General features: G+C 45.0%; 21 protein-coding genes. 5 read left to right on the top strand and 16 right to left on the bottom strand.

Annotation, left to right across the window (positions count from 1 at the left end; all coding sequences use genetic code 11):
- Positions 1–66: 66 nt before the first annotated feature.
- The 8 genes from NHH16_RS15630 to NHH16_RS08450 all read right to left on the bottom strand — a co-directional run bounded on the left by NHH16_RS15630 (position 67) and on the right by NHH16_RS08450 (position 7,248).
- The gene (locus tag NHH16_RS15630) at positions 67–1,125 is read right to left on the bottom strand and encodes a replication initiator protein A (protein ID WP_262069151.1); all 1,059 of its coding nucleotides are present in this window, start codon (positions 1,123–1,125) and stop codon (positions 67–69) included.
- On the bottom strand, positions 1,109–2,005 hold the full coding sequence (locus tag NHH16_RS08420) for a ParB/RepB/Spo0J family partition protein (RefSeq protein WP_262069152.1): 897 nt from the start codon (positions 2,003–2,005) through the stop codon (positions 1,109–1,111). Before NHH16_RS08420 ends, NHH16_RS15630 begins: the two co-directional genes overlap by 17 nt.
- Positions 1,983–2,780, bottom strand: a complete 798-nt coding sequence (locus NHH16_RS08425) for a ParA family protein (RefSeq protein WP_262069153.1) — start codon at positions 2,778–2,780, stop codon at positions 1,983–1,985. Before NHH16_RS08425 ends, NHH16_RS08420 begins: the two co-directional genes overlap by 23 nt.
- Positions 2,781–3,224: a DUF6075 family protein gene (locus NHH16_RS08430; RefSeq protein WP_262069154.1), complete on the bottom strand. Its 444-nt coding sequence runs from the start codon at positions 3,222–3,224 to the stop codon at positions 2,781–2,783. It abuts the gene before it with no gap.
- A 12-nt stretch (positions 3,225–3,236) separates the two neighbouring features.
- Positions 3,237–3,413, bottom strand: a complete 177-nt coding sequence (locus NHH16_RS08435) for a hypothetical protein (RefSeq protein ID WP_262069155.1) — start codon at positions 3,411–3,413, stop codon at positions 3,237–3,239.
- Positions 3,414–3,647: 234 nt separating this feature from the next.
- On the bottom strand, positions 3,648–5,015 hold the full coding sequence (rlmD, locus tag NHH16_RS08440) for a 23S rRNA (uracil(1939)-C(5))-methyltransferase RlmD (RefSeq protein WP_262069156.1): 1,368 nt from the start codon (positions 5,013–5,015) through the stop codon (positions 3,648–3,650).
- A gap of 33 nt (positions 5,016–5,048) precedes the next feature.
- Positions 5,049–5,993 (bottom strand): 3'-5' exoribonuclease YhaM family protein, encoded by a 945-nt coding sequence (locus tag NHH16_RS08445; RefSeq protein WP_262069157.1) that lies wholly within the window; start codon positions 5,991–5,993, stop codon positions 5,049–5,051.
- A 16-nt stretch (positions 5,994–6,009) separates the two neighbouring features.
- The gene (locus NHH16_RS08450; protein WP_262069158.1) at positions 6,010–7,248 is read right to left on the bottom strand and encodes a S1C family serine protease; all 1,239 of its coding nucleotides are present in this window, start codon (positions 7,246–7,248) and stop codon (positions 6,010–6,012) included.
- Positions 7,249–7,367: 119 nt separating this feature from the next.
- On the opposite strand from NHH16_RS08450, the gene NHH16_RS08455 reads away from it, so the two are divergent.
- The 3 genes from NHH16_RS08455 to NHH16_RS08465 are packed head-to-tail and all read left to right on the top strand — an operon-like array spanning position 7,368 to position 11,918.
- A complete protein-coding gene (locus NHH16_RS08455; protein WP_262069159.1) occupies positions 7,368–9,743 on the top strand; it encodes an endonuclease MutS2 in 2,376 nt (791 codons plus the stop codon).
- A 27-nt stretch (positions 9,744–9,770) separates the two neighbouring features.
- Positions 9,771–10,478, top strand: coding sequence for a response regulator (locus NHH16_RS08460; RefSeq protein ID WP_262069213.1), 708 nt, complete (start codon positions 9,771–9,773; stop codon positions 10,476–10,478).
- A 15-nt stretch (positions 10,479–10,493) separates the two neighbouring features.
- Positions 10,494–11,918, top strand: coding sequence for a HAMP domain-containing sensor histidine kinase (locus tag NHH16_RS08465; RefSeq protein ID WP_262069160.1), 1,425 nt, complete (start codon positions 10,494–10,496; stop codon positions 11,916–11,918).
- A gap of 28 nt (positions 11,919–11,946) precedes the next feature.
- Here the strand turns inward: NHH16_RS08465 and NHH16_RS08470 are convergent, their stop codons facing one another.
- Entirely contained in the window at positions 11,947–13,134 is a 1,188-nt protein-coding gene (locus NHH16_RS08470) for a substrate-binding domain-containing protein (protein WP_262069161.1), read from the bottom strand.
- A 130-nt stretch (positions 13,135–13,264) separates the two neighbouring features.
- On the opposite strand from NHH16_RS08470, the gene NHH16_RS08475 reads away from it, so the two are divergent.
- Positions 13,265–13,435, top strand: coding sequence for a DUF362 domain-containing protein (locus NHH16_RS08475; RefSeq protein WP_262069162.1), 171 nt, complete (start codon positions 13,265–13,267; stop codon positions 13,433–13,435).
- 60 nt (positions 13,436–13,495) lie between these two features.
- Here NHH16_RS08475 and dnaB read toward each other — a convergent pair whose 3' ends face one another.
- The 6 genes from dnaB to tig all read right to left on the bottom strand — a co-directional run bounded on the left by dnaB (position 13,496) and on the right by tig (position 20,480).
- Positions 13,496–14,842 (bottom strand): replicative DNA helicase, encoded by a 1,347-nt coding sequence (gene dnaB, locus NHH16_RS08480; protein ID WP_262069163.1) that lies wholly within the window; start codon positions 14,840–14,842, stop codon positions 13,496–13,498.
- 10 nt (positions 14,843–14,852) lie between these two features.
- Positions 14,853–15,302: a 50S ribosomal protein L9 gene (gene rplI / locus NHH16_RS08485; RefSeq protein WP_262069164.1), complete on the bottom strand. Its 450-nt coding sequence runs from the start codon at positions 15,300–15,302 to the stop codon at positions 14,853–14,855.
- 20 nt (positions 15,303–15,322) lie between these two features.
- On the bottom strand, positions 15,323–17,377 hold the full coding sequence (locus tag NHH16_RS08490; RefSeq protein WP_262069165.1) for a DHH family phosphoesterase: 2,055 nt from the start codon (positions 17,375–17,377) through the stop codon (positions 15,323–15,325).
- A 4-nt stretch (positions 17,378–17,381) separates the two neighbouring features.
- On the bottom strand, positions 17,382–18,401 hold the full coding sequence (gene galE / locus NHH16_RS08495) for a UDP-glucose 4-epimerase GalE (protein ID WP_262069166.1): 1,020 nt from the start codon (positions 18,399–18,401) through the stop codon (positions 17,382–17,384).
- A 102-nt stretch (positions 18,402–18,503) separates the two neighbouring features.
- Positions 18,504–19,421: a sugar phosphate nucleotidyltransferase gene (locus NHH16_RS08500; protein ID WP_262069167.1), complete on the bottom strand. Its 918-nt coding sequence runs from the start codon at positions 19,419–19,421 to the stop codon at positions 18,504–18,506.
- Positions 19,422–20,480 carry a trigger factor gene (tig, locus tag NHH16_RS08505; RefSeq protein WP_262069168.1) on the bottom strand — a complete coding sequence of 353 codons (1,059 nt, stop codon included), beginning with the start codon at positions 20,478–20,480 and terminating at the stop codon, positions 19,422–19,424.
- Positions 20,481–20,651: 171 nt separating this feature from the next.
- Between tig and NHH16_RS08510 the strand changes: the two genes are divergently transcribed.
- Positions 20,652–21,089, top strand: coding sequence for a hypothetical protein (locus NHH16_RS08510; protein ID WP_262069169.1), 438 nt, complete (start codon positions 20,652–20,654; stop codon positions 21,087–21,089).
- Positions 21,090–21,150: 61 nt separating this feature from the next.
- Here the strand turns inward: NHH16_RS08510 and NHH16_RS08515 are convergent, their stop codons facing one another.
- A complete protein-coding gene (locus NHH16_RS08515) occupies positions 21,151–26,994 on the bottom strand; it encodes an InlB B-repeat-containing protein (protein WP_262069170.1) in 5,844 nt (1,947 codons plus the stop codon).
- Positions 26,995–26,997 lie beyond the last annotated feature (3 nt).

The raw sequence follows: 26,997 nt of genomic DNA on the forward strand, positions 1-26,997 counted from the left end.
CGTGACACTTTGTCACAAAGCCAACATTCACTTCGTGCCAATTTGTCACAAGGTATTCAATTATTATTAACTATAAAAATCATGATTCACTTCTGCCTGATAAAAATGATTCATCGTTACTGGTGCGTTATACAAAACGCTCATTAAGTACTGCTTGATGTTGCGAACCTTGGTTGTGTTTTTCTTTAGGGATTCAAACACATACTGCATATGAGAAAAACCTATCTTGCGATATCTAGCTTTCACTAACCTAGTTGGTATTTCTTCCCCAGAGATTTTCAGCATTTCCTTGTTACAGGCAAGCACCTCGACCATAATCTCCATCAGCTCATCTACCGACCTTTTATCATAGTCGCAAACAAGAAGGTCATACTCTATCTGCTCTTTTACAGTCATGGCAACGGCACTTATTACATCCATCCTTCTTTCTATCTCACTAGATAGATGGATAGATAGGTCTTTCTCAGTATTATTTATATTAGTATTATTAGGGTCGGAAATATCGACTTCTTGAGGTCGGCGTTTCCCGACTTCTTGAGGTCGGTGTTTCCCGACTTCTTGAGGTCGGCGTTTTCCGACTTCTTGAGGTCGGTGTTTTCCGACTTCTTGGGGTCGGTGTTTTCCGACTTCTTGAGGTCGGCGTTTTCCGACTTCTTGAGGTCGGTTATTCTCCACTTCTAATCGTTCTATACTCCCCTCATTTATTTCCCCTGTATCTACCAACTTTTCCCTTTGTTTACTAGCTTCTTTTACCTCTGGATTATTAAAGTTTAATACATAAATATGATCTGCCCTTCCTAATCCTTTTTTCACTTTTTTTATTAAACCTATCCCTTTATTGGTGTCTAATTCGCCCATCAACTTAATTGCTTTATCTCGTTTACAATTCATATAATCCATTAATTCTGCAATCGTAAAGATTATGTAAACTTTTCCATTTCCATCTATCCAGTCATTTTTAAGTGACAACCCCATACGATCAAGCATTACGCCATATAAAACTTTCGCCTCACAAGATACTTTATCAAAGTAAGAGTCAGTAAATAGCACTTTAGGGATTCGGTAAAAGGAAAAGCTTTCTGCTTCGTAGTCATGAAAATATTCAAACTTAATTTTCTCCTTCACCCTTATCCCCTTCCTTTCTTTTCTGCCAATCGGCTAATAGGTTATAAATGACCGCCTCCATTTCCTCATTGCTAAATGTATTTGGAAAGTACTTTTGTATGTTTTTACGCTTTATCGTAAGGCTACCTGATTCCCTAGTTGCTTTTCCTAGTAAAATCTCCTGTAGTCTCTCCTGTGTCCATTCACCCTTACTACTTACTTCCTTTAATTCCTGAGCGCTCTTCGTATTTGGATATCTTTTTGAATCATTTACCAGCTCCAGAAAATCCTCTTGTTCCTTTTCTCTAAGATATGAAATCTCTGCCCCTGCAATCACAGGAATTTTCTTTTTATCTACAAGTTCAAGCAGTTCTGGCAAAAGATAGGTTAAGCGAATAAGACGATAGACTTTTCGCTCATTATCGCCTGCCTCATTCCCCACTCTTTTAGCCGACTTAAGGCCAGCTTTTCCTTGATGCTTTATAAGTTCTACTCTCATCCTATACGCAAAGGCTTTTTCACTCGGCAATAGGTTCTCTCTTTGGATGTTACTATCAAGCATGAAGCGAATGGCCTCTTCATCTGTTAAATTCTTACACCGAAAGGGCATGGTTTTAAGTCCTGCCACTTTTGACGCAAAGCACCTTCTGTGACCTGCAATAATCTCATAACCACCCGTTTCTCTAGGGCGAGCTATTCCTGGAGAAATCACGCCCTCTTCCTTTATGCTTTCTATTAGCTCTTCCATACTGCTGTCTTCAATTACTCGAAAGGGATGGTTCTTGAAAGTATAAAGATCTTCTAAAGCAATCTCCATAATCTCCGCGTCTTCCTTTTTTTCTGTTCCAAACAGGTTCTCAAAAGAGCTAAGCTCTACTTTATCTGCACTTGTCATCTTCATAATCAAGAACCTCCTTCGCGAACTGGTAATAGCTTTCTGCCACCTTGCCCCTAGGATCATGCAAGAAGATGCTTTTCCCTTCTGCACTAGCTTCTGCGGCTCTTACTGAAAAAGGAATGCTAGACTCATAAATACGAATCTGTTCTCCGTAGGACTCTCTTAGCTTTTGTACAATCCCTTTTGCGTAATTCGTGCGATAATCCACCATGGTAAGGAGTATGCCGTTAATCTGAAGCTTTGGATTCAAACCACGATACACCTTCCCAATGGTTCGAATAAGCTGTTGTAAGCCCTTTACGGGCAGATAGGCTGCTTGTACTGGTATCAACACGCTATCGGCGCATACGAGAGCATTAATTGTTAGCATCCCTAAAGATGGTAGGCAATCAATAATAACGTAATCGTAAGACCCTTTCACTTGATCTACATATTGTTTTAAGATGGTCTCACGACTCATAACGTTCACCAATGATACGTCCATGCCGGAAAGTTCGATATTGGCAGGAAGTAAATCTATCCCTTCCTCATGATGCAAGATTCCCTGAAAGAGATTGCTTTCCTTATCTAGAATAATATCGCCCATCTTGGTTGCTAAGGTAACCTCCAATTGATCTGGTTGCTTATACCCTAGACTTGCCGTAAGAGAAGCCTGAGGATCGTTGTCAATCGCTAGTACCTTTTTACCTGCTCTTGCAAGCCCTACACTTAAATTTACTGCGGTGGTGCTTTTTGCACATCCGCCCTTTTGGTTCGCTATCGCAATTACTTTACCCATCTAGAATCCCCCCTTTTCATTACGGAAGTACTCAGGATAACGAATCATGATAGCTTGAAAAAAATATGATCCATACTCACAGCAGAAAATATCTTCCACTGCATAATATTTACACTCCCTTATCGCCTCTTCTAGGTCATCCTCATATTCATATATGCTTGGTGTGTCATTACAAAAAAGATTAAAAGCCAACCGGATAACTTTGGCGAAGCCACCTGTAACCCATCCCTCCTTCAAACACTCTGGCTTTATTTCTTCGTTCTCAAAATCGTAAATCCGTTCTACTTTTCTCCTTACCTCACTGCTAATCCCAAGACAATATATAAGCGCCTTATGATATACATCCTGATATCTACATTTTTCTATATTCTCCTGATAAAACTCGATATGTTCATCATTCACGAACATCTTTTCATTACCTTCTGCACTTAACGCTGTGTTCATTTCTCTGCCCTCCTACCTTTTCCTTTTTGCTCTATTAATTTCCATGTAGTTTCTAACAAAATTTCTCGTTCCTTTGTTGTTAAAAAAGTCTGACACCTCCTTAATCTCCACATTTACATTGCGAGCTAGTATTTGTTCGCGAAACCAAATAATTTCTTCTCTTGTTCCTTGTAGTCTTACTTTAATCATAAAAATTCACTTCTCCTTCCAAGATAACAAAAAGGGACACTCCTAAAAGAGTATCCCTAAGCCAGTCATGCGACTGTAAATATTATGTTTATATACATTATTCTGACGTATCTACGGAGTCGACCTCAATGAGAACAGAAACTCGAAATTCTTTAATTAGTTCTTTTCTCATGTTTTTTTCCTTGTCAATTCCAAAGCTCCATAGGTCGAAAAACAGCGTAAAATCAAGGATTTCTATGTATCTGTTCGTTGTAGTGACACTATAGTCTCCACATGTACGGTATGGGGGAACATATCGACGGGGGTTAGGTGTTCTAACTCATACCCGTGTTCGCGTAGGTATTTGATGTCTCTAGCGAGGGTAGCGGGGTCGCAGCTGACGTACACGATCTTTTTTGGTTCCATGTAGATAATGGTTTCTAGGACTTTTTCGTCTAGGCCTTTTCTTGGTGGGTCTACGACGATGATGTCTGTCTTTTTGTCTTCTTTATGTTTTGGCAGTTCGTCTTCGGCTTTTTGGGCGTAGAACTGAATGTTGTCGATGTTGTTTAGTTTGGCGTTTTCTTTAGCGTCTTCGATGGCTTCGGGGATAACTTCGATGCCGTAGACTTGTTTTGCTTTCCTGGCTAGGAAGCAGGTGATAGTTCCGATGCCGCAGTAGATGTCCCAGATGGTTTCGTTTCCGGTGAGACCGGCGTAGTCTAGAGCTTTCTGGTATAGTTTTTCGGTCTGCTGGCTGTTTACCTGGAAGAAGGATAGGGGGGATAGGCGGAATTCTAGATCGCCTATTTTGTCGGTTATATAGGGGGTTCCCCACAGGGTTTGTATTTCTTCTCCCATGATGACGTTGGTGTTCTGGGTGTTGATGCTTAGAGCAATACAGGTCATTCCGGGGAGTTTTGTTAGTTCTTCTATCAGGCTATCTACCTTGGGGTATGTCTTGCCGTTAATGACGGGGCAGACCATGATTTCGCCAGTATGGGTGCCTTTTCTTATCAGGACGTGGCGCAGAAGGCCGGTTCTGGTTTCTTCGTCGTAGGCGGCGATATGATGTTTCCTGGCGTGGCGAAGAATGACGTCTAGGACGTCTTTGTTTTCTTTGGCGCCGATTAGGCAGTCATCGGTAGTAACTAGGTGATGGGTGCGACCAGCGTAGAAGCCGGCGATTAAATTGCCTTCTTTATCGGTACCGAAGGGGTACTGGGCTTTGTTGCGATAGCGGTAAGGCTCGTTCATTCCGATTATAGGCTCCATTACTTGCTCTAGGAGGCCTTCTGGGACCTTCCCTAGGCGCATAAGGACGTCTTTTACTTTCTTTTCTTTAAAGGTGAGCTGAGCCGGATAGGAAAGGGCCTGGATTTGACACCCACCGCAAGGAGCTGCCACTGGACAAGGAGGCGTGATGCGCTCTTTCGCGGGAGTGATGATTTTTTCGAGACGGGCGAAGGCGTAGTTTTTCTTTACTTTGGTTATTCGCGCCTGAATCGTATCGCCGATTAGGGCGTCTTTAATAAAGAGGGGGAAGCCCAAAAGCTTCCCTATCCCTTCGCCGTTTATTCCACAATCTGTTATTTCTACTTCTACAATATCATTCTTCTTCATGGTTTTTCCGTTCTGTCTGATCACTATAGTTTTTTAAGCGTCGGTCGCTTGACGAAGATTGGATTCAAAGAGGCGGTTATAGCCTAGCCACTTCGTATCGGTTTTGTCTTTAAAGATTTCTGTTAGGGTCTGCATCTTGGCATCTGCGGCGTCAGCGTAGTTAAGCGCCACCGCTTCTGGAAGGGCAGGCTTTTTCGGTGAGCCGTATTCTAGTTCCCCGTGATGGGCGACGATACAGTGTTTGAGCTCTAAGCCCAGGACTTCTGGGAAGCCGGGGATTGCTCGCATGCCGGCGTCTACCATCTCTACGCCGATGACGATGTGCCCGAGGAGCTGGCCTGCATCGGTGTAGTCATTTTCAGGAAAGGCTGAGAGTTCTTTGGTCTTGCCGATATCGTGAAAGATCGCTGCTGTTAGCAATAGATCCCGGTGTAATAAGGGATAATTATCGGCTAGGTATTCGCAGAACTTGGTTACGCTTAAGGTATGCTCTAAGAGACCGCCGGCAAAGCCGTGATGGACCATTTTGGCGGCGGAGTGATTGCAAAAGGTTTTGATAAAGTCTTGGTCGTTTACAAAGTAGTAGTCTAAGAGGCCGCGAAAGTATTTATTCTCTACTTGATTAATATAGCCAACTAGCTGAGTGTACATTTCCTCGGTGCTTTTCTCGGTGGTTGGCATGTACTCCGCTGGGTCGTATTCTGATTCGTGAGCTTTTCTTAGCTGCTTAATATTTAGCTGAAGGTTATTATTAAAGCTTACCACCTCGCCGAAGATGTCGATGTAATCCTTTTCTTCATAATCAGCGATCCCTGCTGAATTAGGATCCCAGATTTTGGCGTCGATGGTGCCGGTTTTGTCTTGTAAGATTAGATTGTCATAGGGTTTCCCATTGCGGGTCTCGGCACTTCTCTTGCCTTTACAAAAATAGATGTCGCGGATGGTATCCCCTTCTTTGATAGTTCCAATAAATTTCATATAGTCCTCATTTCTATTATTTAGTTTCCTTCGTACCTACGGTAACGGTGTATTCAATACTGACGTATTCTCCCCCTTGGCCTAGGCGGGCCCCTTCAATCACCACGTTTTTCCCGGGCTTTACTTTTAGTAGGGCGTTTGTATAATCGGCAAATTCTTTGATCTCGGTCTTGCCGATTTTTTGCAGCACATCCCCTTTTTGGATACCGGCGTGCATAGCCGGTGAATCGATGCCTACGTGGCCTACGTAGACGCCTTCCGGTACTTTTGCAGCTACCATTTCTTCGGTAGTGACGGCACCGACGATCCCAATATAAGGGACGTTTTGCATATTTAGGAGCTTTTCGGCTCGGCCTTTGATGTCGGTGATGCCAAAGCCAGTTACCTCGGTCTTCGTATTCTCTGGGTAAAAGCGGGGGGCTAGTAGGCCGATAATCTCGCCTGACATATTTACCATGACCCCGGTGCCTTCTTTCGTCGTCAGGATATCCGTATGTAAAAGGCTATAGGTGCCATCATAAAGGTCAGTGCTCTCCCCGATCGCTGAGATAATCCCAAAGCCTACCCCTTCCGAATAACCAAAGGGATTGCCGGCTAAGATTACCTCTTCGCCCCGCTTCGTTTGCTTGGAGCTGCCGAGCTTGGCAATGGCAATGGCGCTTTTCGTAGACTCTTCCATATCGTCTTTGCGGACGGTAAAGATACCCATTTCGGTAACCCCGTCTCGCATCTTTAAGAAGCCTTTATAAGTACTGCCGTCCACAAAAGTGACTCGTAGATCGGTGGTCTTTCGCATGACGCTAACACTAGCGAAGATTAAGATGTCTTCGCTATTTTCGCCTAAAATCACGCCGCTTACCGTATTCCTTTGCTCCGCCTCAACGGACCAGCTCTCACCAGGCTTAATGCCATAGATGGTCACTAGGGACTGGAAGGTCTGGTTGGCGATTTTATTCTTCTTCTGGGTTATGTCTTCTTCGGAGGTCACTGGTGCTTCTTCGCTAGTATCTGCCCCGGGATCTTCTCCTGGCTCGGCTTCAATCTCTTCCGCTAGCTTGATTTCCCTCGCGTCGCCGCCATAGTATTTATCGATTAAGGGTTTTGACACAGCAAAAACTAAGCTGGCGATGCTGCCTAGAATCAAGCCTCTAAGCACCCAGCTTAGTACAAATCTGCCAGTCTTCCTAGCATCTTTTACTTCGTCTTTAATTGTTTCTTGTAAGAATGGATAATCTTCGTGCTTTTTTTCTTCCATGGTAGTAAGACACCCTTCTCCAAATCCCTCACCTTAAAGTATAACTTATTGCTTTTCAATGTTCAATAAGCCTTTTCTTTGGAAGGCAAATACGGTAGAATGTTCATAGGTGAAAAATGATGAATAAAAAAAGTTTAAACAAATTAGAATATGATAAAATTATCGGTCTGTTAAGTGAACAGGCCTCTTTTAAGGGTGGGCGAGACTTATGTGAGAACTTAATGCCTCTGCCTTCTTTAGAGGAAGTGGAGAAGGCCCAGGACGAGACAGCTTGCGCCTTTAGTCGCATTGTAAAGAAGGGACGCCTTTCTTTCTACGGCCTTGTGCCCATTAATGGCCTCTTAAAGCGCTTAGAAGTGGGCGCCATCTTAGGCAGCGGTGAGCTGCTCCATTTGAAAAACATGCTAAAATCGGCGGCTCAGGCTAAGTCTTACGGCCGGAGGGAGCGAAGCGATGAACCAGGGGACCTACTAGACACGTATTTTGATCTCCTCTCGCCCCTAACGCCCTTAGCGACGGAGATTGAGCGCTGTATTCTAGCAGAAGATGAAATCAGCGATGAAGCATCGCCTAATCTAAAGAACATCCGCTCCCAGATGAAGCGGATTAACGACCGAATTCACTCCACTTTAAACCAAATGGTGAATAAGAGTCTGCGGACCTATCTCCAAGACCCCATCGTCACTATGCGGGGGGACCGGTACTGTCTCCCGGTAAAGGCTGAGTATAAAGCCCAGGTACCGGGAATGATTCACGACCAAAGCGCCACCGGTTCGACTCTTTTTATCGAACCGTTAGCAGTGGTGAATTTAAATAACGATATGCGGGAGCTCCTAGCGAAAGAAAAGGACGAGATTCAGGTGATTCTCGCCGATTTAAGCAACCAGTGTAGCGAGTTTTTACCAGAGATGAAGGTAAATAATGAGACGCTGGCGACTCTTGATTTTATTTTTGCCAAGGGAAACTTAGCCTATCTTTGGAAGGCTGCTAAGCCTCTTTATAACGACGAAGGGATTATCGAGATTCGGGAAGGTCGCCATCCCCTCCTAGATCCGAAGACCGTGGTTCCGATTACGGTCTCTTTAGGCGACGCCTTTTCTCTCCTGGTGATTACCGGACCCAATACCGGTGGTAAGACGGTTACTCTTAAGACCATTGGCCTATTTTCCTTAATCGGCCAAGCCGGCTTACATATACCGGCCCTTGACCGGTCGAGGCTAAGCCTTTTTAGCGATGTCTTAGCGGACATCGGGGATGAACAGAGTATTGAGCAGAGCCTTAGTACCTTTTCTTCCCATTTGACGAATATCGTTTCTTTCCTGAAGACGATTGATGACCGTTCTTTGGTCCTTTTTGACGAGTTAGGCGCCGGCACCGACCCGACTGAGGGCGCGGCTCTAGCCATTGCCATTCTGGATTATCTTCACGCCAGAGGCATTCGCACCGCTGCCACTACTCACTATAGCGAGCTAAAGGTCTACGCTCTTAGCACCAAAGGGGTGGAGAACGCTAGCTGCGAGTTCGACGTAAATACCTTGCGGCCCACTTACCGGCTCTTAATCGGGGTGCCAGGCAAAAGTAACGCCTTTGCTATCGCCAAAAGGCTAGGGCTTCCGGATTACATTATCGACGCGGCCAAAGAGCAGATCGATGAGGAAGATGAATCCTTTGAAGACTTAATCGGCGACTTAGACCGCCGCCGCAAGGACATTGAAGCCAAGAAGATGGAGATTGACCGTCATAACCTAGATCTAAAGAAGCAAAAAGAGCGCTTGGCGGAAAAAGAGAGCAAGCTAGATGCCAGACGGGATAAAATCATGCAAGCGGCCAATGAAGAAGCGGCTAAGGTGCTCTCCGATGCGAAGGCCGAAGCGGATGACTTGATTAAGAAGCTACGCAAGTACGGGGAAAATATCTCCCTTGCTGACTTAGAACGAGACCGGGAAAAGGTACGGAAGCGCTTAGCAAAAACCGGGGCCCCAGCCATCACTCCCATCCCAAGGACTGCCGGCGAGCTGAAGCCAACCGACTTAAAGCTCGGGGAAAAGGTACGGGTGTTAAGCCTCAATGTAACCGGCAATGTGATCGAACTACCGGATAAGAAAGGTAACGTTACCGTCCAGATGGGGATTATTAAGTCCAGGCTACCCCTTAGCGACTTAGAGATTATCGATGAAGAGCCCCTTTATGTGAAGAAGCAGAAGGAGCAGCGTAGAAATATCGGCTCTGGTATGGGCAAGTCTTTATCGATTCGCCCAGAGATTAACTTAATCGGGAAGACGGTGGACGAAGCCATCGCGGCTCTCGATAAATACCTAGATGATGCTTATCTGGCTCACTTAAGTAGTGTCCGCATTATCCATGGTAAGGGCACGGGAGCGCTAAGAAAGGCTGTAGCCGATCACCTAAAGAAACAGAAATACGTTAAGTCCTTTAGAGCCGGGGAGTTCGGCGAAGGGGACGCTGGCGTTACCGTTGCCGAGTTTAAGGAATAATCATTAGATTAGAAAGGGGAGTATTGACTGATGAATAAAGAAAAGATTTTAATCGTCGATGATGACGAAAACATTGCGGAATTGATTGCGCTCTATCTAAATAAGGAATTTTACGAAACGAAGATTGCCCTAACCGGCGAGGAGGCCCTAGAGGTCTTTGCTAGCTATAACCCTAACCTAGTTTTACTAGACTTAATGCTACCAGGTAAAGACGGTTACGAGGTCTGTCGGGAGATTCGCCGGGACTCTAAGACCCCGATTATTATGCTCTCAGCTAAAGGGGAGGTCTTTGATAAGGTCTTAGGTCTGGAACTAGGCGCCGATGACTATATGATTAAGCCCTTTGATACGAAGGAGCTAGTGGCGCGGGTGAAAGCCGTGCTCCGCCGCTTTAAAGATTCCGGTACTACGGAAAACACGAATCCTGACGGACAAAAGGTGGTTCGCTATCCTGACCTTGTCATCAACCTAAGTAACTATTCGGTAGAGGCTGACGGCCAGATTGTAGACATGCCGCCGAAAGAGCTAGAGCTTCTTTTCTTCCTGGCCTCTAGTCCTAATCAGGTATTTACTAGAGAACAGCTGTTGAATCAGATCTGGGGATACGATTACGCCGGAGATACCCGGACGGTTGACGTTCATATTAAGCGTCTCCGGGAGAAAATTAAGGATCACGATACTTGGAAGCTAGGCACTGTCTGGGGTATCGGTTACAAATTTGAAGCAAATCTTTAAGCAGGCGAGGTATTCATGCGCAGTACTCTTTATCTAAAATTCCTAATTACCTATATCGTGGTGGGCTTTTTTGGCATCTTTATCGTTTCCCTCGTGGGTAACGGTCTTTTAGATGCGCGCATTCGCGGGTATTATACGGATACTATCTATAAAGAGACGAACGTAATGGCCTCTGAGGTCTTTCCCGAATTTTTCCTAACCGAGGAAAATGACCGAGAGGAGATGATTCTTGTGCGGGGCATGGAAAAGCAACTAGACGCCGCAGTTTGGCTAGTGGATACCACCGGCACAATGGTGGCTTCTTCAACTCCAAGCGACTATGCCTCTCCCCCTAGTACGCTACCGAATTTTAATCCGGCGGAAATCGGTAATAAACGGTATCTCACCGGTAACTACCACGGGTTTTTTGATAATGAAGTAATTACGGTAATCGCTCCCGTAGCGGGCGATTCTTACATAACCCACGGGTATCTAATGGTTCATAAGCACCTGGCGGATATCGATGTTCTGCGAGATAACCTGATGCTGATCTTCTATCTGGTGGCGCTGATTATCTACCTGCTATCCTTTGCCATCTTGATCACTTTTAACCTTTTTGTCTACAGACCCCTGCGGAAGATCACCGAAGCCGCACAGCAATATGCTTCTGGGAACCTGGAGTACACTATCCCAGTTACCACCGAGGATGAGATGGGTTACCTTTCCGCCTCTCTTAACTCTATGTCCAATGAGCTTAAGCACATGGAAGAGGCCCAGAAGAAGTTTATCGGCAACGTCTCTCATGACTTTCGCTCGCCCCTTACTTCGATTAAGGGCTACTTAGATGCCATGATGGATGGCACCATTCCCGAGGAAATGTACGATAAGTACTTTAAAGTTATCTCCTATGAGACCCAGCGCTTAACGGATCTAGCAAAGGATCTCTTAACCTTAAATACGTATGACAACAAAGGGCTGATTTTAAATTACGAGGACTTCGACATTCACGAAGTCATTCGCCAGATTGCTCTGTCATTTGAAGGGCTTTGTAAGGAGAAGAAAATCTCCATCGACTTAGTCTTCGCCACTAAGACCTTGTCGGTCTGGGCTGACAAGAAGATGATTGAGCAGGTGCTCTATAATCTCATCGACAACGCCATTAAATTCAGCGACGTCGATTCCCTTATCACCATTGAAACCACCGATAGAGGCGATAAGGTAGGAGTATCTGTAAAGGATTACGGCGTGGGGATTCCAGCCAAAGAACTGAGTAAGATTTGGGACCGCTTTTATAAGTCGGACACCTCTAGAGGAAAAGATAAAAAAGGTACTGGACTGGGGCTCTCTATCGTCAGAGACGCTTTAAAGTCACATAATGAAAATATCACCGTCTTAAGTACAGAGGGCGTGGGGACAGAGTTCACTTTCTCCCTATCAAAAAGAAAGCCTGAGGGTAGATAATCACTTGGATTATTTACCCTCAGGTTTTTTAATCTGCATAAATATAACCACTCGCACTCTTTGCATCTGCTGCCGTTACTAGCGCAAAGCCCGTATCCACAAAGGCTTCATTCGGAAAATCAAGCCCAGCTCTCGCTGCTGCTACCACACTGGCATAGCCCATGCCAAAGGGATTCTGCAAAATGAGGCCAAAGAGCTTCTCTTCTTCTAGGTTCTTTAATTCGGTCGTCGTCCCATCAAAACCAATAATCAGCGGATATTCTGAGAACTTGGTCTGGTCTTCATAGATTTTAAGTACTGGGCTCTTTAGGTAATTGGCGGTAATAAAGATGCCTGCTGGCTGTTCTTTCTCTAATAGTTCTTGAAGCTTATCTTGGTGCTCTTGATTGCCTTCTGCCATTTGGAAAGTATCGATAAACTCTACATCTGGGCGCAGCTCTTGTAACTTCGCTTTAAAAGCCTTTTCTCTTTCAAGATCCGTCTTCGCTCCCGTATTACCGGAGATAATCAGAACCTTCACAGCATCGCTATCTGACTCATCTGGGGCTGTCGTCTCGTCCTCTGTCTCTGCTTCTGCCTCACCCTCTGGCTCTATCTCTGGCGGGTCTGCTTCTTCCTTTACAGGCGCTTCTGGTAGCTCGGGAGCCATCGCTTCTGCTGCCTGACTGGCGGCAGCGCCGTTATCGATACCCACATTGGCGCGAATATTGTGGTATTCACTACCGGCGTCAAAGGTGACTAGCGGCACGTTATTCTCCCCTGCTAAGTCAAATTGCACTTCAAAGGAATGGACATCGGCAACGGAAATGGCGATGGCGATGGGATAGCGAGCCAGCTCCTCATCGAAGATATTGATCTGCTGATCCACATCTCCTGTAACCGAAGGCCCGCTATAGACCACTCTAACCTTATCTTTTCCTGTAAAGCCGTTCTTCTCATTGATGTCGGCAATGGCCTGCTCTGCTCCTTTTTTGACAGTATCCCAGAAGGCACCACCACTGCCCCTACCGATAACGGAGATGTAGCTACCGGCTTCTAGCTTTAGGTCGTCTACATTGCCGTAGGCAAAGGGATTAATGGCATTTAAGAACTCCTGGTAAGCTGGCGTCTCGGGAGCCTCACTGCTGGGACTCTTCTTGGGCTCTTTCGAACAGCCCATTAGCAGGGCGGCTATCATCGTTAGGACTAAGAGTCCACTTATCAATCTGTTTTTCATATATAACTCCTACTAGTTTGCTAGTCTTTTTTGCATGTAAATTAGAACATAATTCCTCTTGCTATCAGCATTTCTTTGTATTATGATAGGAATAACCTGAAGAGGATTTTATTAAAGGAGGAAGTTTGAAATGGCATATGTAATTAGTGAAGAATGTGTAAGCTGTGGCGCTTGCGAAAGCGAATGTCCAGTAAGCGCGATTTCTCAAGGAGATGCTCAATATAACATTGATGCGGATACTTGTATCGATTGCGGCGCTTGCGCAGCACAATGTCCAGTGGGAGCTATCTCTCAAGGCTAATTAAAACTTATAGTAATTGTTAAACCGCTTGTACACTGAGTACAGGCGGTTTTCATTTGTCTAATTATCCACTTTACTTAAGTTAGCAAACTTCGTGTATTCTGGTAGCCAAGCCAGATCAACCGTCCCGGTGGGGCCGTTACGCTGCTTAGCGATAATAATTTCTGCCTGATTCTTCTTTTCACTCTCTTTATTATAGTAATCGTCACGGTAAATAAACATAACCACGTCGGCATCCTGCTCAATGGCTCCCGACTCACGCAAATCCGAGAGCATCGGTCTTTTATCCGGTCGTTCTTCTACCTTCCTAGAAAGCTGGGAAAGGGCAATAACCGGAACTCCTAGCTCACGGCCTAAACTCTTTAGGGACCGAGAGATTTCGGATATTTCCTGCTGACGGTTCTCACCGCCGCCTTTACTGCTACCGCTCATGAGCTGTAGGTAGTCAATGATAATCAGCTTAATGTCGCTATCTAGCTTATACTTACGGCACTTAGAGCGCATTTCGGTAATGGAAATACCAGGGGTCTCATCGACGATGATTCTTGACTTTCCAATATTGGAAGCGCCTTCAATGACCTGAGCCCATTCGTTGTCCCTAAGGTTACCAGTTCTGATTTTTCCTGCATCCACGTGGGACTCAAGGGATAAGAGACGAGATACCAGCTGGGTATCCGCCATCTCCAAGCTAAAGAAGACTACCGTTTCCTTCTTCCTAAGCGCCACGTGCTGGGCGATATTCAGAACGAAAGCCGTCTTTCCCATCGATGGACGGGCCGCAATCAGAATCAAATCCGAGGGCTGTAAGCCGGCTAGCTTGTAATCAAGATCGGTAAAGCCGGTCGGAATTCCCGTAATGCTGCCGGTATTCTTAGAGGCTTCCTCGATTTTATTAAGGACGTCGATGGTAATGGTATCGATGCTGCGATAATCGGCCACCGAGCGCTTCTGCACAAGGTTAAAGACGCTCTTTTCGGTATCCTCTAAGATAACCTCTAACGGCTCTTTATTGGCATAGCAGCTGTCGATAATCTCTTCATTGGTCCGAATCAGCTTTCTCAGCATAGCTTTTTCATAGACGATTTTTGCGTAGTATTTCACGTTCGCCGAGGTGGGCACATTGAGGACTAAGTCCTTCATGTACTCAAGGCTCGTAATCTCCTCTGGTAGTTCTTTTTCTAATAGACGATCCTTTAAGGTCACCAGATCCACCGGCTTGCCTTCGTTATAAAGCTCTACCATGGCATCATAGATAATGCCGTAAGGCCGGTGGTAAAAAGCTTCGCCGCCTTCGATAATATCCATGGCCGCACTGATGGCGTCTTTATCCATAATCATCGAGCCGATGACTGCTTGTTCGGCTTCGACGCTGTGAGGTGCTATACGTTTGATAACACTTTCTTCCATAATTTTGCTCCTAGACTTCTTCTACTACCACAACTTTAAGGGTTGCTGTCACGTCTTTATGTACCTTCACCCCGACTTCGTGGGTTCCTAGTGTCTTTAAGGGTTCTTTTAAGAGGACCTTTTTCTTATCAATCTCAATGCCTAACTGACTTTTCGTCTCATCGGCGATGGTTTTCGTAGCTACGGAGCCAAAGCTCTTGCCACCCTCACCGGTCTTTATGGCTACCGTAATCTGGCCGGCTTCAATCTCGTTCGCCAGTTCTTTGGCCGCCTCTAAGTTCTCCTGAGCTACCTTTTCGTTATGGGCATTCTTAAGCTTTAAGTCGTTCAAATTCTTGCTAGTGGCCTCGATCCCCTTTTTCGTCTTTAATAAAAAATTTCTTGCGTAACCGTCGTTTACTTCTACGGTCTCCCCTTTTTTACCAAGGGATTTTACGTCTTCAGTGAGTATAACCTTCATTTCGCACTCCTCCGTTACTATTAACTAATTAATTTATCGATTAATTCTTTGATTTTGGCCACCCCTTGGGCTAACGTCATATCCGTTAGCTGAGCGCCGGCAGCATTCATATGCCCGCCACCGTCTAGGTGCTCCATAATCACTTGTACATTCACTTCATCAATGGCTCTGGCACTAACATAGATTTTACCAGCGTACTCTGTTAGGACAAAAGACGCCTTAATCTGGCTAATGTCTAGAAGCTCATTGGCTGCCTGGGCCCCGATAATCGTGGGGCTCTCCACCTGGAGATTGCTACCGGTGGCAATGGCAAATTTATCCCGGTATACTTCGGCGTTACGGACGATCTCCGCTTTTGCCCGGTAAGAGCCCATATCATCTCGGAACATCTTGCGAATCAGAGTGATATCGGCGCCGTTACGGCGAAGGAAAGCCGCTGCCTCAAAGGTACGTACTCCGGTACGGTTGGTAAAGTTGTTGGTATCGATCATAATTCCAGCGTACATCGCACTGGCTTCTACGTTAGGAATCTTGATGTTATCCACAATATATTGAAGAATCTCCGAGACCATCTCACACGCCGAAGAGGCGTAAGGCTCGATATATGATAGCAGAGCATTGTCGATATTATCGCTGCTCTGGCGGTGATGATCGAGGACCACAATGGTCTTTGATATCTGTAAGAGCTCGGGACACTCGGTCATCTGGGGCCGGTTGGTATCCACTACGATAACTAAAGACTTACTATCTGCCATATCGATGGCTTCTTCAGGGGTGATAAACATATCCTTCGGATAGTCCGGATTGTTATCAAAAATCTCAAATAACGGCCGCAAGGAGGCACTAATTTCGTCCACCACCACGTAAGCCGTCTTCTCAAGCGCCGCTACCGCTCGGTAAAGACCGATGGCTGCGCCAAAGGAATCCACATCGGTCATCTTGTGACCCATGATAAAGATATCGTCCTTAACCGTAATAAACTCTCTGAGGGCTTCGGCCTTAACTCTGGCTTTTACCCGGGTGTTTTTCGCAGTCTGCTCCCGCTTTCCACCAAAATACGTAATGCCCTTATTGTCTTTAATAACCGCTTGGTCACCGCCTCTAGCAAGGGCTAGGTCAATGGCCACTCGGGAGTAATCATAGCTCTGGGTGTAGTTGCTACCGGATAATCCTAGGCCTAAGCTTAAGGTAGCCGGAATCTTGTTGCCTACATTTACCCCTTTGACTTCTTCAAGAATGGAGAACTTATCTTCCTCTAAGGCTTTAAAGTTCTTCTTCTTCTTCATAACTACAAAGTATTTATCAGATTCAATCTTCTTAACGATACCGTCGGCACTAGCCATATACTGGTTAATCTTCCGGTCGACGAGAGCCATTAAAAGAGACTGGCGCACTTCTTCTACGCTTCCTAAAAGCTCGTCGTAATTATCGATATAGATAAGTCCTGCCACAAGCTGCTGATCTTCATTGGCCCTGATATAGCTAGATAATTCGGTCACATCGTAAAGGTGAATAGCGATTAAATGCTCCGCATTTTCGGAAAAATGAATCAGGCGCTCATTCTCCCCAAAGCCTTTCACCGAAATGCGGCGAATCTCCGCATTATAAATCCGGTCCCCAAAGTGAACCTCAATCTTTTCGATTACGTTCTCTTCTTGAGGAAAAATATTGGCGTTTAACTCAGGCATATACCGGCTAATAGGCATCTGGCTTTTTAGCTTACTGCCCACCACTTTTTTAAATAGGTCATTCATCCATAAGGCTTGACCATCGGCCATAAATAGGCCATAAGGAATCCCTAGCTCCTTGATTAAGGTATTCTGCACCAACCCGTACTGGGTGGCAAAGTCTACCAAGTCCCGCATAATCTGGGCGCGACTGTAAGCAAAGAGAAAGGTTACCATTAAAATATAAATTACTACAAAGATGAGTAGGAACCGACCTGCACGTTTATTCGTGATGTAGATCCAAACGTTAACCGCGATTAAAAGTAGACTCATTAAAGCCGGCAGTATTAAAAACAGCCGCAAGTTTCCTTTTACCCGCAAGTTTTGTTTTTTCTTACTCTTGTTCATTTTTTTATCCCTCGTATCCGTTCGGATTCTGTGATTGCCAGCGCCACGTATCGGCGCACATGTCCTCTAAATTCTTCGTCGCTTCCCAGCCAAGCTCTGCTTTTGCTAGCGCTGGATCGGCATAGCACATAGCGATATCGCCGGCTCTGCGAGGAAGAATCTGGTATGGCAGCTCTTTGCCACAAGCTTTTGAGAAGGCGTGAATCATATCTAACACCGAGTAGCCGATACCGGTTCCTAGGTTGTATACCTTAAGTCCGGGATGACCGATTATTTTCTCAATGGCGTTTACATGGCCTTTTGCTAAGTCGACCACGTGAATATAATCCCGCACGCCGGTGCCGTCTGGGGTATCGTAGTCATCACCAAAGACCCCAACTCTTTCTAGCTTGCCTACCGCCACTTGAGCTACGTAAGGCATTAGGTTATTCGGTATTCCTTTCGGATCCTCGCCGATACGACCGCTCTCGTGAGCACCCACTGGATTAAAGTAGCGAAGAATAATAATATCCCATTCCTCATCAGAGGTCTTTAAATCCATCAGAATCTGCTCAATCATAGACTTAGACCAACCGTAAGGATTGGTGCACTCTTTCTTTGGAAAGCTTTCGGTAATGGGCACCGAATCAGGATTGCCGTAAACCGTGGCCGAAGAGCTAAAGACAATACTCTTAACACCGTATTCTTTCATAACCTCTAGTAAGATAATCGTTCCCGTAATGTTATTCTGATAATAAGCAAGGGGCTTTTGTACGGATTCCCCTACGGATTTAAGTCCAGCGAAATGGATAACCGAATCGATTTTTTCTTTCGCAAACACTTGGCTAAGCGTCTCTTTATCCAGAACATCGCCCTCGTAAAAACGAATGGTTTTTCCCGTTAACTCTTCTACTCTCTTTAACGATTCTTCAGAAGAATTATAAAGATTATCATAAACGACTACGTCGTATCCCTTATTTAGTAGCTCAAGCGCCGTGTGACTGCCGATGTAACCAGCTCCTCCAGCCAATAGAATTGTTGCCATACTATTACCTCCTACTTTTCATCTTCATTGTGATTACGCATCTTATCTATTATACCATCATATTAAGCCATGGACAAATATATTCAAGACGAAAAAGAAGCTCTAAAAGAGCTCCTTCTTGTATAATCCGTCATCTTCCATCTTCTGGATAGCGGCCATTACCTGGACCTTATCCTCCTGATAGGTGATGCCGTACCATTTATCCCTGGTCGGCAAGACACTGACAACGGCTTTATCTTGCTTTAATAAACCATCCACTACGCCTGGCAAATAGTATTCGCATTTTAGTGGATTTTCTTTCAGTCCTTTTTCTAAAAAGCCAGGAAAGCCTGCGGCAATCGCTTCCACGAAGCTTTTCGTAAAGGCCCACATATTCATAGATACTGGGGTTTCCCCCGGAAGCTGGGTATAGGTTTTGCCCTCGTCCTCTGTGTAGGCTATCTGTGAGTCCTGCTTTTCGATGCGAGTCCGCTCGACGATATCTACTAACTTACCATCCTTATCCGTACTACAAACGCCGCGGCTAACGTAGCCGTGCTCGGTTACCGTATTTTCTAAGCGATAACCTACCATGGCATACTGGAATTTCTCGTCATCTTCGTGGTTCATAAGGAAGTCATACGTAAGCGCAAAAGCTTCCCGTCCGTAATAATCATCGGCGTTAATGACCACAAAAGGACCGTTTAAATATTCCTTGGCACAAAGAACTGCGTGGGCGGTGCCCCAAGGCTTTTCTCTGCCTTCTGGCACTTGAAATCCTGCCGGCAAAAGATCTAGCTGCTGGTAGCAGTAATGAACCTTCATCTTTTTTGCTATCCGGTTACCGATAGCCTCTTTAAAGAGGGCCTCGTTTTCTTCCTTAATGATAAAAATCACTTCTTCAAAGCCCGCGCAAGAAGCGTCGTAAATGGAAAAGTCCATAATGATATGGCCGTCTGCGTCCACTGGAGCGATTTGTTTTAACCCGCCGAAACGGCTCCCCATACCGGCTGCCATAATTACTAATACTGGCTTCTTCATCTATTTTTCCACCTGTACACAATTTTTTGCTAACCAATCGTTAACGGCTAATTGAAGAGACATCTCTTTGAGAGTATCCTCATCTGCTAACTCTTTTAACTCATCAATCGTACCGATGTTATTCATATCGGCGATCTTCTGGTAGTACTCCTCTAGCTTATCGCCTGTAGGCTCAAGCTTTTCCTTCTCGGCAATGGCCTTTAGGACCATGTTGCTTTTCTCTGAGTCTTTCACGTTGGTTTCTACCGTCTTGCGCAGTTCGTCTTCCGTCTCAAAGCCGTACTGAGTCACCACGTCTTCCATAGACATTCCTTGTTGCTCGGCCATGGACTTGAGGCTCGCAATCTGCTCATCGACAGATTTATCTACCGCTTCCTGGTCGTATTTCTTCACCTCAGAGTTTTCTAAGATTTTTTCCCAAACAGCGCTTGCTAGCGAGTTCTCATAAGTCCACTGAGCTTGCTGAGTAAGGATTTCCTTCACTTCTTCTTTGTATTCTTTAATGGTTTTGCTTTTCTTCGTAGAAAGTTCTTTGGCTAACTTATCGGTGAGCTCAGGCACTTCGCTTTCCGTAATTCCCTTAACAGTGATAGTAAAGACCACATCTTGCCCTGCTAGCTCGGTATTGCCATAGTCATCTGGGAACTTTCCGTTCCAGTCAAAGGTCTCGCCAATCTTGTGGCCAATCACACTGTCTTCAAAGCCATCGATAAAGGTTCCTGAACCAATCGTTAGATCAGCGTCAGTTGCCGTACCACCGTCAAAAGCTACTCCATCTTTCTTACCTTCGTAGTCAATCTTTACGGTATCCCCGTCTTCTACTGCCCGGTCGGTAATCTCTTTCGTGGTCTTCTTTTCTTCTAGCTTATTATCAATATAGGCTTCGACTTGCTCATCGGTCACTTCTGCGGCATCGTCGATTTTGTCTACTTCAACCCCTTTATATTTCGTCACCTTTAACTCATCCGTATCGATTCCGGTACTACCAGCACAGCCTGTTATGCTCGCCATTAGGAGGGCACTGGCACAAATTGTTGCTATAATTTTTTTCTTCATCATTTAAATTTCCACCTCTTCTAGTTTTTCACATCCATTACTTATACCATATTCACCGATTAATTTAAAGGGTTTTCACAGTTAATTCATGAAAACAAACTGCCATTTTCCTTGATAGTTCGCCGAAAGAATGCTAAAATGAGAGTTGCGAAAAAACGAAATGGGAGGATTATCGTGAGTACATTTACCTTAGTATTGTTAATTATCTTAGCTGTTTTAGTTATAGCAGTAGTTGTCTTATATTTCTTAGGGAAAAGAGCTGAGAAGAAGCAAGCGGAACAAAAAGAACAGATGGACGCTGTCGCCCAGACCGTCTCCATGCTGATTATCGACAAAGGCAAAATGCGCCTAAAAGATGCTGGTTTCCCAGCCGTCGTGGTAGAGAATTCACCGAAGTATCTACGCCGAACCAAGGTGCCAGTGGTCAAAGCTAAAGTGGGACCAAAGATTATGACCCTGATGTGCGACGCTGATGTCTTTAAAACCCTACCGGTTAAGAAAGAAGTAAAGGCAACCGTAAGCGGTATCTACATCACCGCCGTGAAAGGCCTTAGAGGCGCTGCCGAAGTAGCTCCTGCTAAGAAAGGCTTCTTCGCTCGTTTTAAAAAATAGTAAATAAGTAAAAAAATTTGTACCTCAGCTGAATTTCCAGCTGAGGTACCTTTTTTTACTGCTATTTTTTGTTTTGTTTCTTCTTAAAGATGACTACTGCGCCACACGCTAGGAGGCTACCTACAAGAATTAGGATCCAAAAAATCGGTGTACTTGAATCACCAGTCTTGGTTTCTGTTTGTCTCGTTTCGGCTCCACCTGTTGGTGCTGCCTGAGTGCCGCTTCCTGGTGTCTCACTGCCAGTCGCCCCACCATCTGCTTTTACCGCTTCGGCGTTCGCCTTTAAGGTCACGCTTTCGGCCGGCATTTGGAAAGTAGTTGTATGTGTTGATATTGCTGTATCCTTATATCCGTTCCACATTGTAAAGCTGTAGCCCGTCTCTACTTCCGCGCTAATCGACACGGCCATTCCCGCAATATAGACACCATCACCTGCGACTTTCCCAATTCCCGTTCCCCGTTCTAAGCTTAAGGTATAGAATTCTAGCTGCTCTGCTAAAGAAAGTCCACTATCGTATTCCACCTCAATAACAGCACCCGTATCTTTGCCATCCACATAGACATGATACTCACCGTCTGGTACAGAATCAAATTGATCTTCAGCGATTATATTACCGTCGTTGTCCACTAAGGTGATAACTGCATCTCCCCAAGGGGTATCATCCTTATCCGCACCGATAACTACGGAAGTACGTCTAAGCATGCCCCGTGCCTCTAAGGTTAAGTCGCTAGCCGGCATCGTAATGGTAGCTTCACGAGTATTATACTCCTGATAGCCGGTCACGTTAGGGGCCCACTTGGTAAAGATATAGTCTTCGGGAACAACTGCGCTAATATTAATGGTCTCGCCAGCGGCGTAATTGCCCATTGCTTCTTCAGACACCGCTGTAACACCATCACCAGTTACAAGAGTTAATGCATACTTTTCAGTTGAGCGAGCATAATATAGGTTAATAGCGGCACCATCGACAGCAACCAGCTTATCTGCTGAACCCTCTGGTCCGGTCGCGCTAGCGTGGCTGTAAGTGATTACCTCGTCCTCAAGAGTTCCGTCTACTAAGGTAGTGCAGAGAATTTCCTTATTTGGCTCGCAGTGAAGCATCTCTGAATAGTTGGCCTCATTGGCGTATGCTCCATCCTCACCCATTACATAGTGGTTAACCGTATAGCAGCAGAATGTAGCACTACCGCTTCCCTCTTCGTCCTCTGCTGGCGCATGGGCTTTTGGCTTCAAGGTCAAGGACCTATTCATAACAATTTTACCGTTTTTGGTAGTCAGAGGGGCTGCTTCGCCCTCAGACTCCCATCCGTCAAAGCAATAATCCTCTTCAATCTTCGTAATGACTGAAGCCACTTCACCTGATAAATAAATGCCGCTTCCGTCTGCTGATTCAATACCGTCACTTCCTAGAATTGTCAGAGTAAAGTAATCAAGAGTCGCTTCCTGAAGTACACCCTGCGTATTATCGACTACAATCGTCTGTCTTGTATCTTCGCCATCAACTAAGATTTTATATTCGCCATTAGGAATATTATCTAAGTTAACAAACTCTTTACCGTTTTCTTCATTTCTTAGCAAGGTAACCCCTTGAAGCTTTTCGTTCCAAGGATTGCCATCTAGATTAACGTTAATACGCACCTGAGAAGCATATCTATCCGCATGAGCCGTTAGCGTTAGCGGATAATTTGGCATACTTATCTCTAGCTGTTTGAATGCGGCAATCGTATATGTCTCTGGGTTGGCCGTCCATTTGGTAAAGCAATAGCCATCCACATCATTTACTTTAATTCCTACTCTTTCATTTGCAAGGTATACACCGCCGCCAGTTACATTTTCACACCCCGTATCGGCATGTAAGGTGAGTGTGTAGAAAGCCAAATCCTTCTTATTGTCTTCCGGCTTTTTATAATCTACGATAATCGTCTCTTCCGTCTCTCGGCCATCGACAATAATGGTGTATTCACCGTTAGGCATCTTGCCCGAGCCATCATAAATATTGCCGTCTTTATCCTTTAATTGAATCACCGGCGTGCCTTCTGTCCACGTCTCTCCGTCCTTCTTAAAAGTAATCTCCACATCTGATTCCTGCAGTTTCCAATTAGCAATCAGCTTGATCTCACCAGCTTGGTCTCCAGCAATGCTGGTCGCCTTATTCTCTTCGGTAAAAGGATCAACCCCTTCACCTAAATCATTATACCAGCCTTCAAAAATATAGTCCTCTCGCTCTGGTGTCGGCAACTCTGCTAAGCCTTCTCCATAGATATAGGTATCCACCGGATCATCAGTAAACGCCGCTGGCTTATCTGCACTACCATTAAGATTATAAATAATGTCATAAGCATTTGCTTCCCAGCGAGCATATAAGGTTACGTCTCCTGACTGTGTCGCACTGATTTTACTTACTTTTTGGGTATCGTCATAGACGCCGTCCACGTCTTCGGCCAGATACCAGCCAATGAATGTATAGTTTGCCTTTGCCGGCTCTGGTATATCCTGCGTACTTTCCCCGTAAACATAGGTTTTAGGCTCATCGGCACCTTCCGCAAAAGCACCCTCTCTTAATTCATAAGCGATAGCATACGTTTTCGGCGTCCAATTTGCACTCAAGATTACCTCATCAATCTGATCCGCCGCAATCGACTCAATCTTATTGTTAAGATCGATATCCCCATTGCCATCTACACCGTACCAACCATCAAAATCATAATTAGGCCGACTAGGCACTGGCATATCGTTAGCGTCAACACCTACTCCATAAGTATATTCCCCCGGTGCTGGCTTTTCCGTCGTCCCATTCGTAACAGGATTTGTCTCATCACCATTCAAATTATAGGTAATATCGTAGATTTTAATTCCAAGGGTGGCGCGAATTATACCACTTACCGTTTTGTCACCTAAGTCACTACAGTAAACCCAGTTTGTTGTATCAGTAGCAACATCGGTAGCATCATCGTAAACCACAGCAAAACCAGCGTCTCCTACTGCTTTTGTCTCTGCCTCACTTAGCTTATAGCCTACCACCACCATATGGTAATCATATAATATTTTATTTTGCTTCTCGTCAAGGCTATATAACCAGACCGGATAAGCCCCTTTATATACCTCGGCAGTCGCATCCCAAGTACAAGCAACGTAAGAGCCGTCAAGTGCGTCTTTCGCCCCGCCGTGTTGGATAATAACATCGCCCTTTTCTGCTGTTGGCTTTGCTTTCCAGTCCGTCTCTGTATGATTTCGGTATACAACCTTTACATAGACTTCTTGTGGCCAAGGTTTCTCCACACCTTCAAAAGTACCATCAAGACTTATTTCCAGCGGTACCGTGATGCAAGCCGGATTATAGGTCAGGCGTAACTCTAGCTTCTTTTCCGCATCTGGATATTTCGTATTGTAGGTCGCCAGAGCCGTTTTAGCAAAGTATTCATAGGCATTGCCATTCTCATCCGAGGCTGGGTAACCAGTAAACGTAAAGTCCTTCGCCGATACCAGATACTCTTTACCTTCAACCGTCTCTTTTACTGTCGTATCTATAGCAAACGTAATCTCTGTCTCGTCGACTTTTGTCGTTCCATTTTCACCAGCAACATTTCGCCACAATTCTACAACCGTAGTCTGAGCCCGAGAGCTTACCGGAATATCTTTTACTGTCTCCGAAGCACCCCCTTCTTCTATATAGGAGTATTCAATCGTTACGTTTCCGTTGATAGCTGCGTTCTTTTCCCAAACCGCATAAAGTTCAACCACGCCGTTTGCCGTTGTCGTCAAATTCTTAACCTGTTCTTTATCTGTATAGTCCCAGGTGATCGCTCCCGATCCTGGATAAACTCCTGTAGTACTCTTTGTCGACCAACCTTTAAAGAGGTACCCCTCACAGGTGAAACCATTCTCTGCTAGCGCCTCTTGTTCCTCATCATAAGTGAAGCTTTGCTTGCTATTAGAATCTCCCGTGGTTCCCGTTACCGTCCCTCCCGAGGGCGTATTCTTATTAAAATGCACCGAATATGTATTTGCCGTCCAAGTAGCATTTACCTCAGTTTTCTCACTTATCGACTTCTCACTTAAATCCTCACTCCAACCAGCAAAGGTATAACCTGTCTTGGTTGGAGAGCTAGGAATTGTCGCTTTGTTTCCGCCGAAGACGATTTGGCTGTCATAAGGCTCCGCTTCTACCGAGTGCTCCTTTTCTTCCCAGAAAGTTACGGTGTAATAGTCAAGAGTAACTGAAGCCGACGCACCACTAATGATAATCTTCTTTCCTGTATATATATACTTACCGTCTACCTTTTCGTGAACATAATACGTTCCATTCTTAACCGCAAAGGTCGTTATATCAGTGCCGCTTGTGCTAGTACTCTCGCTAGTTCTAAGGACAAAAGTCTTATCACAATTATTCCAAGGTTCATCATCCTTTTCGACCTTTAGGTTAATCGTACAAATCTTTTTTGAAGGGTCGCTGGCATCTCCGTATACCATTCCACCGCCTTCAAGCTCCACATCAGCAATATCATCTGCATCAACCTTTATAGAGTAATGACCATCTGGCAATACTAAAGCTAGCCCCTTAATATACATACCTGAATGAGACACCTCGAATAAGTCGAACTCATTATTGACAAAATCAACCGCTGACTGAGATAACTCATATCCTTTATCACCAACCTTTAGCATATTGGTAAGGGTAAATTTATCTGGTGTGAATCCTGTCGCTGTATATTTAAAAGAAAATACATTTGCCGTAGATTCTGCAGAAATATTTGGATGTTCCTGATCAGCTGTCATACCCGAATTATTAACGGTATAGCCTTGCTCTCTTGAAATGGCAATTAGTCTCGTGGTTCCCGCTTCATTTTGATTAATAGTGATATTTCCTGGTGTAAGAATTGTATATAACCCAGCCCCAATAGAGGTGTAACTGGTGCTCCCACCAACACATATGGTGGTTCCACCGTTAATCGTAATCGACTGTCCGTACCAGATACGATCCTTTACCCCACTACCATCGCCAGTTCCATTTTGGCCGCTTAATTCATCAGATGTACCAATAGCTGGTGCCGCGTTTTGCCCCTCAAGCCAAAGATTACCATCGTTAATAACGATTTTAGCCGCTTGACAAGTATCTGGTTTCCCGTCTTCTTTACCAATGTCTGCACACGACCAGGCCACAAGATCCGTATTGGCTGTGTTTTTCTCAGAATCTCCGTCTCCTAACCCCGTAGACCAAGAACCGGCAATCGCCTCAATCACACCACTGTTTACCGTAATATTGCCGGTCGCACGGTTAACATTACCGCCGATAGCTGCTGACTGAGTCCCTCCTTTTACTGTAAGCTTCCCCGTACCGCTTCCACCATCTTCGATAATAATTGAAGCTAATCGTCTGGTACCGACAGCATCTCCGCCTACTGCCACCGTATTAATCGTATTCTCTACGTAAATACCGGCAGAGTTTTTTAAAACGCTTGTTCCTGAATAGCCACTTTTACCGGTTAAGTTGTTGCTTCCCTTAAGCTGCACCGTACAAGTCGCATTTCCCTGAATGGAGAGCGCTGCCGTCCCTACTGGAAAACTCGCTTTGTAGGGTGAAGCTTGGGTATAATCCCCAGCTGTAATCGTCACCCCATTAAGAATCACCGTACAGTCTTTTCTCACGATAACGTGACCGGTCATCGTACCGGTTAATTCGTAGGTAGCGTCTTTTGTCAGTAACTCGATTACGTTATTTGTCGTTGTAACCGAATAGTCCGCTGTAGACGACAAATTCGCGACATTACTTAAGTTAATCTTTATCGTATCCCCCTCGGCTGCCTTTGTATCGTCAACGCAAAAAAAGAACGTCGCAAACAGCAACAGGAACAAACTGGCGACAATCCTCCCTAATATATTTTTCTTTCCTTTATTAAGTTGCATGTA

It is taken from the genome of Ohessyouella blattaphilus, assembly GCF_024721265.1.
Taxonomy (GTDB): domain Bacteria; phylum Bacillota; class Clostridia; order Lachnospirales; family Lachnospiraceae; genus Aequitasia; species Aequitasia blattaphilus_A.

What these genes read in the sequence shown, in the direction of transcription:
- NHH16_RS08445 (WP_262069157.1), bottom strand. Translation starts at nt 5,993, where the DNA reads ATGAAATTTATTGGAACTATCAAAGAAGGGGATACCATCCGCGACATC.
- NHH16_RS08475 (WP_262069162.1), top strand. Translation starts at nt 13,265, where the DNA reads ATGGCATATGTAATTAGTGAAGAATGTGTAAGCTGTGGCGCTTGCGAA.
- NHH16_RS08515 (WP_262069170.1), bottom strand. Translation starts at nt 26,994, where the DNA reads ATGCAACTTAATAAAGGAAAGAAAAATATATTAGGGAGGATTGTCGCC.
- rplI (WP_262069164.1), bottom strand. Translation starts at nt 15,302, where the DNA reads ATGAAGGTTATACTCACTGAAGACGTAAAATCCCTTGGTAAAAAAGGG.
- NHH16_RS08435 (WP_262069155.1), bottom strand. Translation starts at nt 3,413, where the DNA reads ATGATTAAAGTAAGACTACAAGGAACAAGAGAAGAAATTATTTGGTTT.
- NHH16_RS08500 (WP_262069167.1), bottom strand. Translation starts at nt 19,421, where the DNA reads ATGAAGAAGCCAGTATTAGTAATTATGGCAGCCGGTATGGGGAGCCGT.
- dnaB (WP_262069163.1), bottom strand. Translation starts at nt 14,842, where the DNA reads ATGGAAGAAAGTGTTATCAAACGTATAGCACCTCACAGCGTCGAAGCC.
- NHH16_RS08425 (WP_262069153.1), bottom strand. Translation starts at nt 2,780, where the DNA reads ATGGGTAAAGTAATTGCGATAGCGAACCAAAAGGGCGGATGTGCAAAA.
- rlmD (WP_262069156.1), bottom strand. Translation starts at nt 5,015, where the DNA reads ATGAAGAAGAATGATATTGTAGAAGTAGAAATAACAGATTGTGGAATA.
- NHH16_RS08470 (WP_262069161.1), bottom strand. Translation starts at nt 13,134, where the DNA reads ATGAAAAACAGATTGATAAGTGGACTCTTAGTCCTAACGATGATAGCC.
- NHH16_RS08490 (WP_262069165.1), bottom strand. Translation starts at nt 17,377, where the DNA reads ATGAACAAGAGTAAGAAAAAACAAAACTTGCGGGTAAAAGGAAACTTG.
- NHH16_RS08455 (WP_262069159.1), top strand. Translation starts at nt 7,368, where the DNA reads ATGAATAAAAAAAGTTTAAACAAATTAGAATATGATAAAATTATCGGT.
- NHH16_RS08430 (WP_262069154.1), bottom strand. Translation starts at nt 3,224, where the DNA reads ATGAACACAGCGTTAAGTGCAGAAGGTAATGAAAAGATGTTCGTGAAT.
- NHH16_RS08465 (WP_262069160.1), top strand. Translation starts at nt 10,494, where the DNA reads ATGCGCAGTACTCTTTATCTAAAATTCCTAATTACCTATATCGTGGTG.
- NHH16_RS08450 (WP_262069158.1), bottom strand. Translation starts at nt 7,248, where the DNA reads ATGGAAGAAAAAAAGCACGAAGATTATCCATTCTTACAAGAAACAATT.
- galE (WP_262069166.1), bottom strand. Translation starts at nt 18,401, where the DNA reads ATGGCAACAATTCTATTGGCTGGAGGAGCTGGTTACATCGGCAGTCAC.
- NHH16_RS08420 (WP_262069152.1), bottom strand. Translation starts at nt 2,005, where the DNA reads ATGAAGATGACAAGTGCAGATAAAGTAGAGCTTAGCTCTTTTGAGAAC.
- tig (WP_262069168.1), bottom strand. Translation starts at nt 20,480, where the DNA reads ATGATGAAGAAAAAAATTATAGCAACAATTTGTGCCAGTGCCCTCCTA.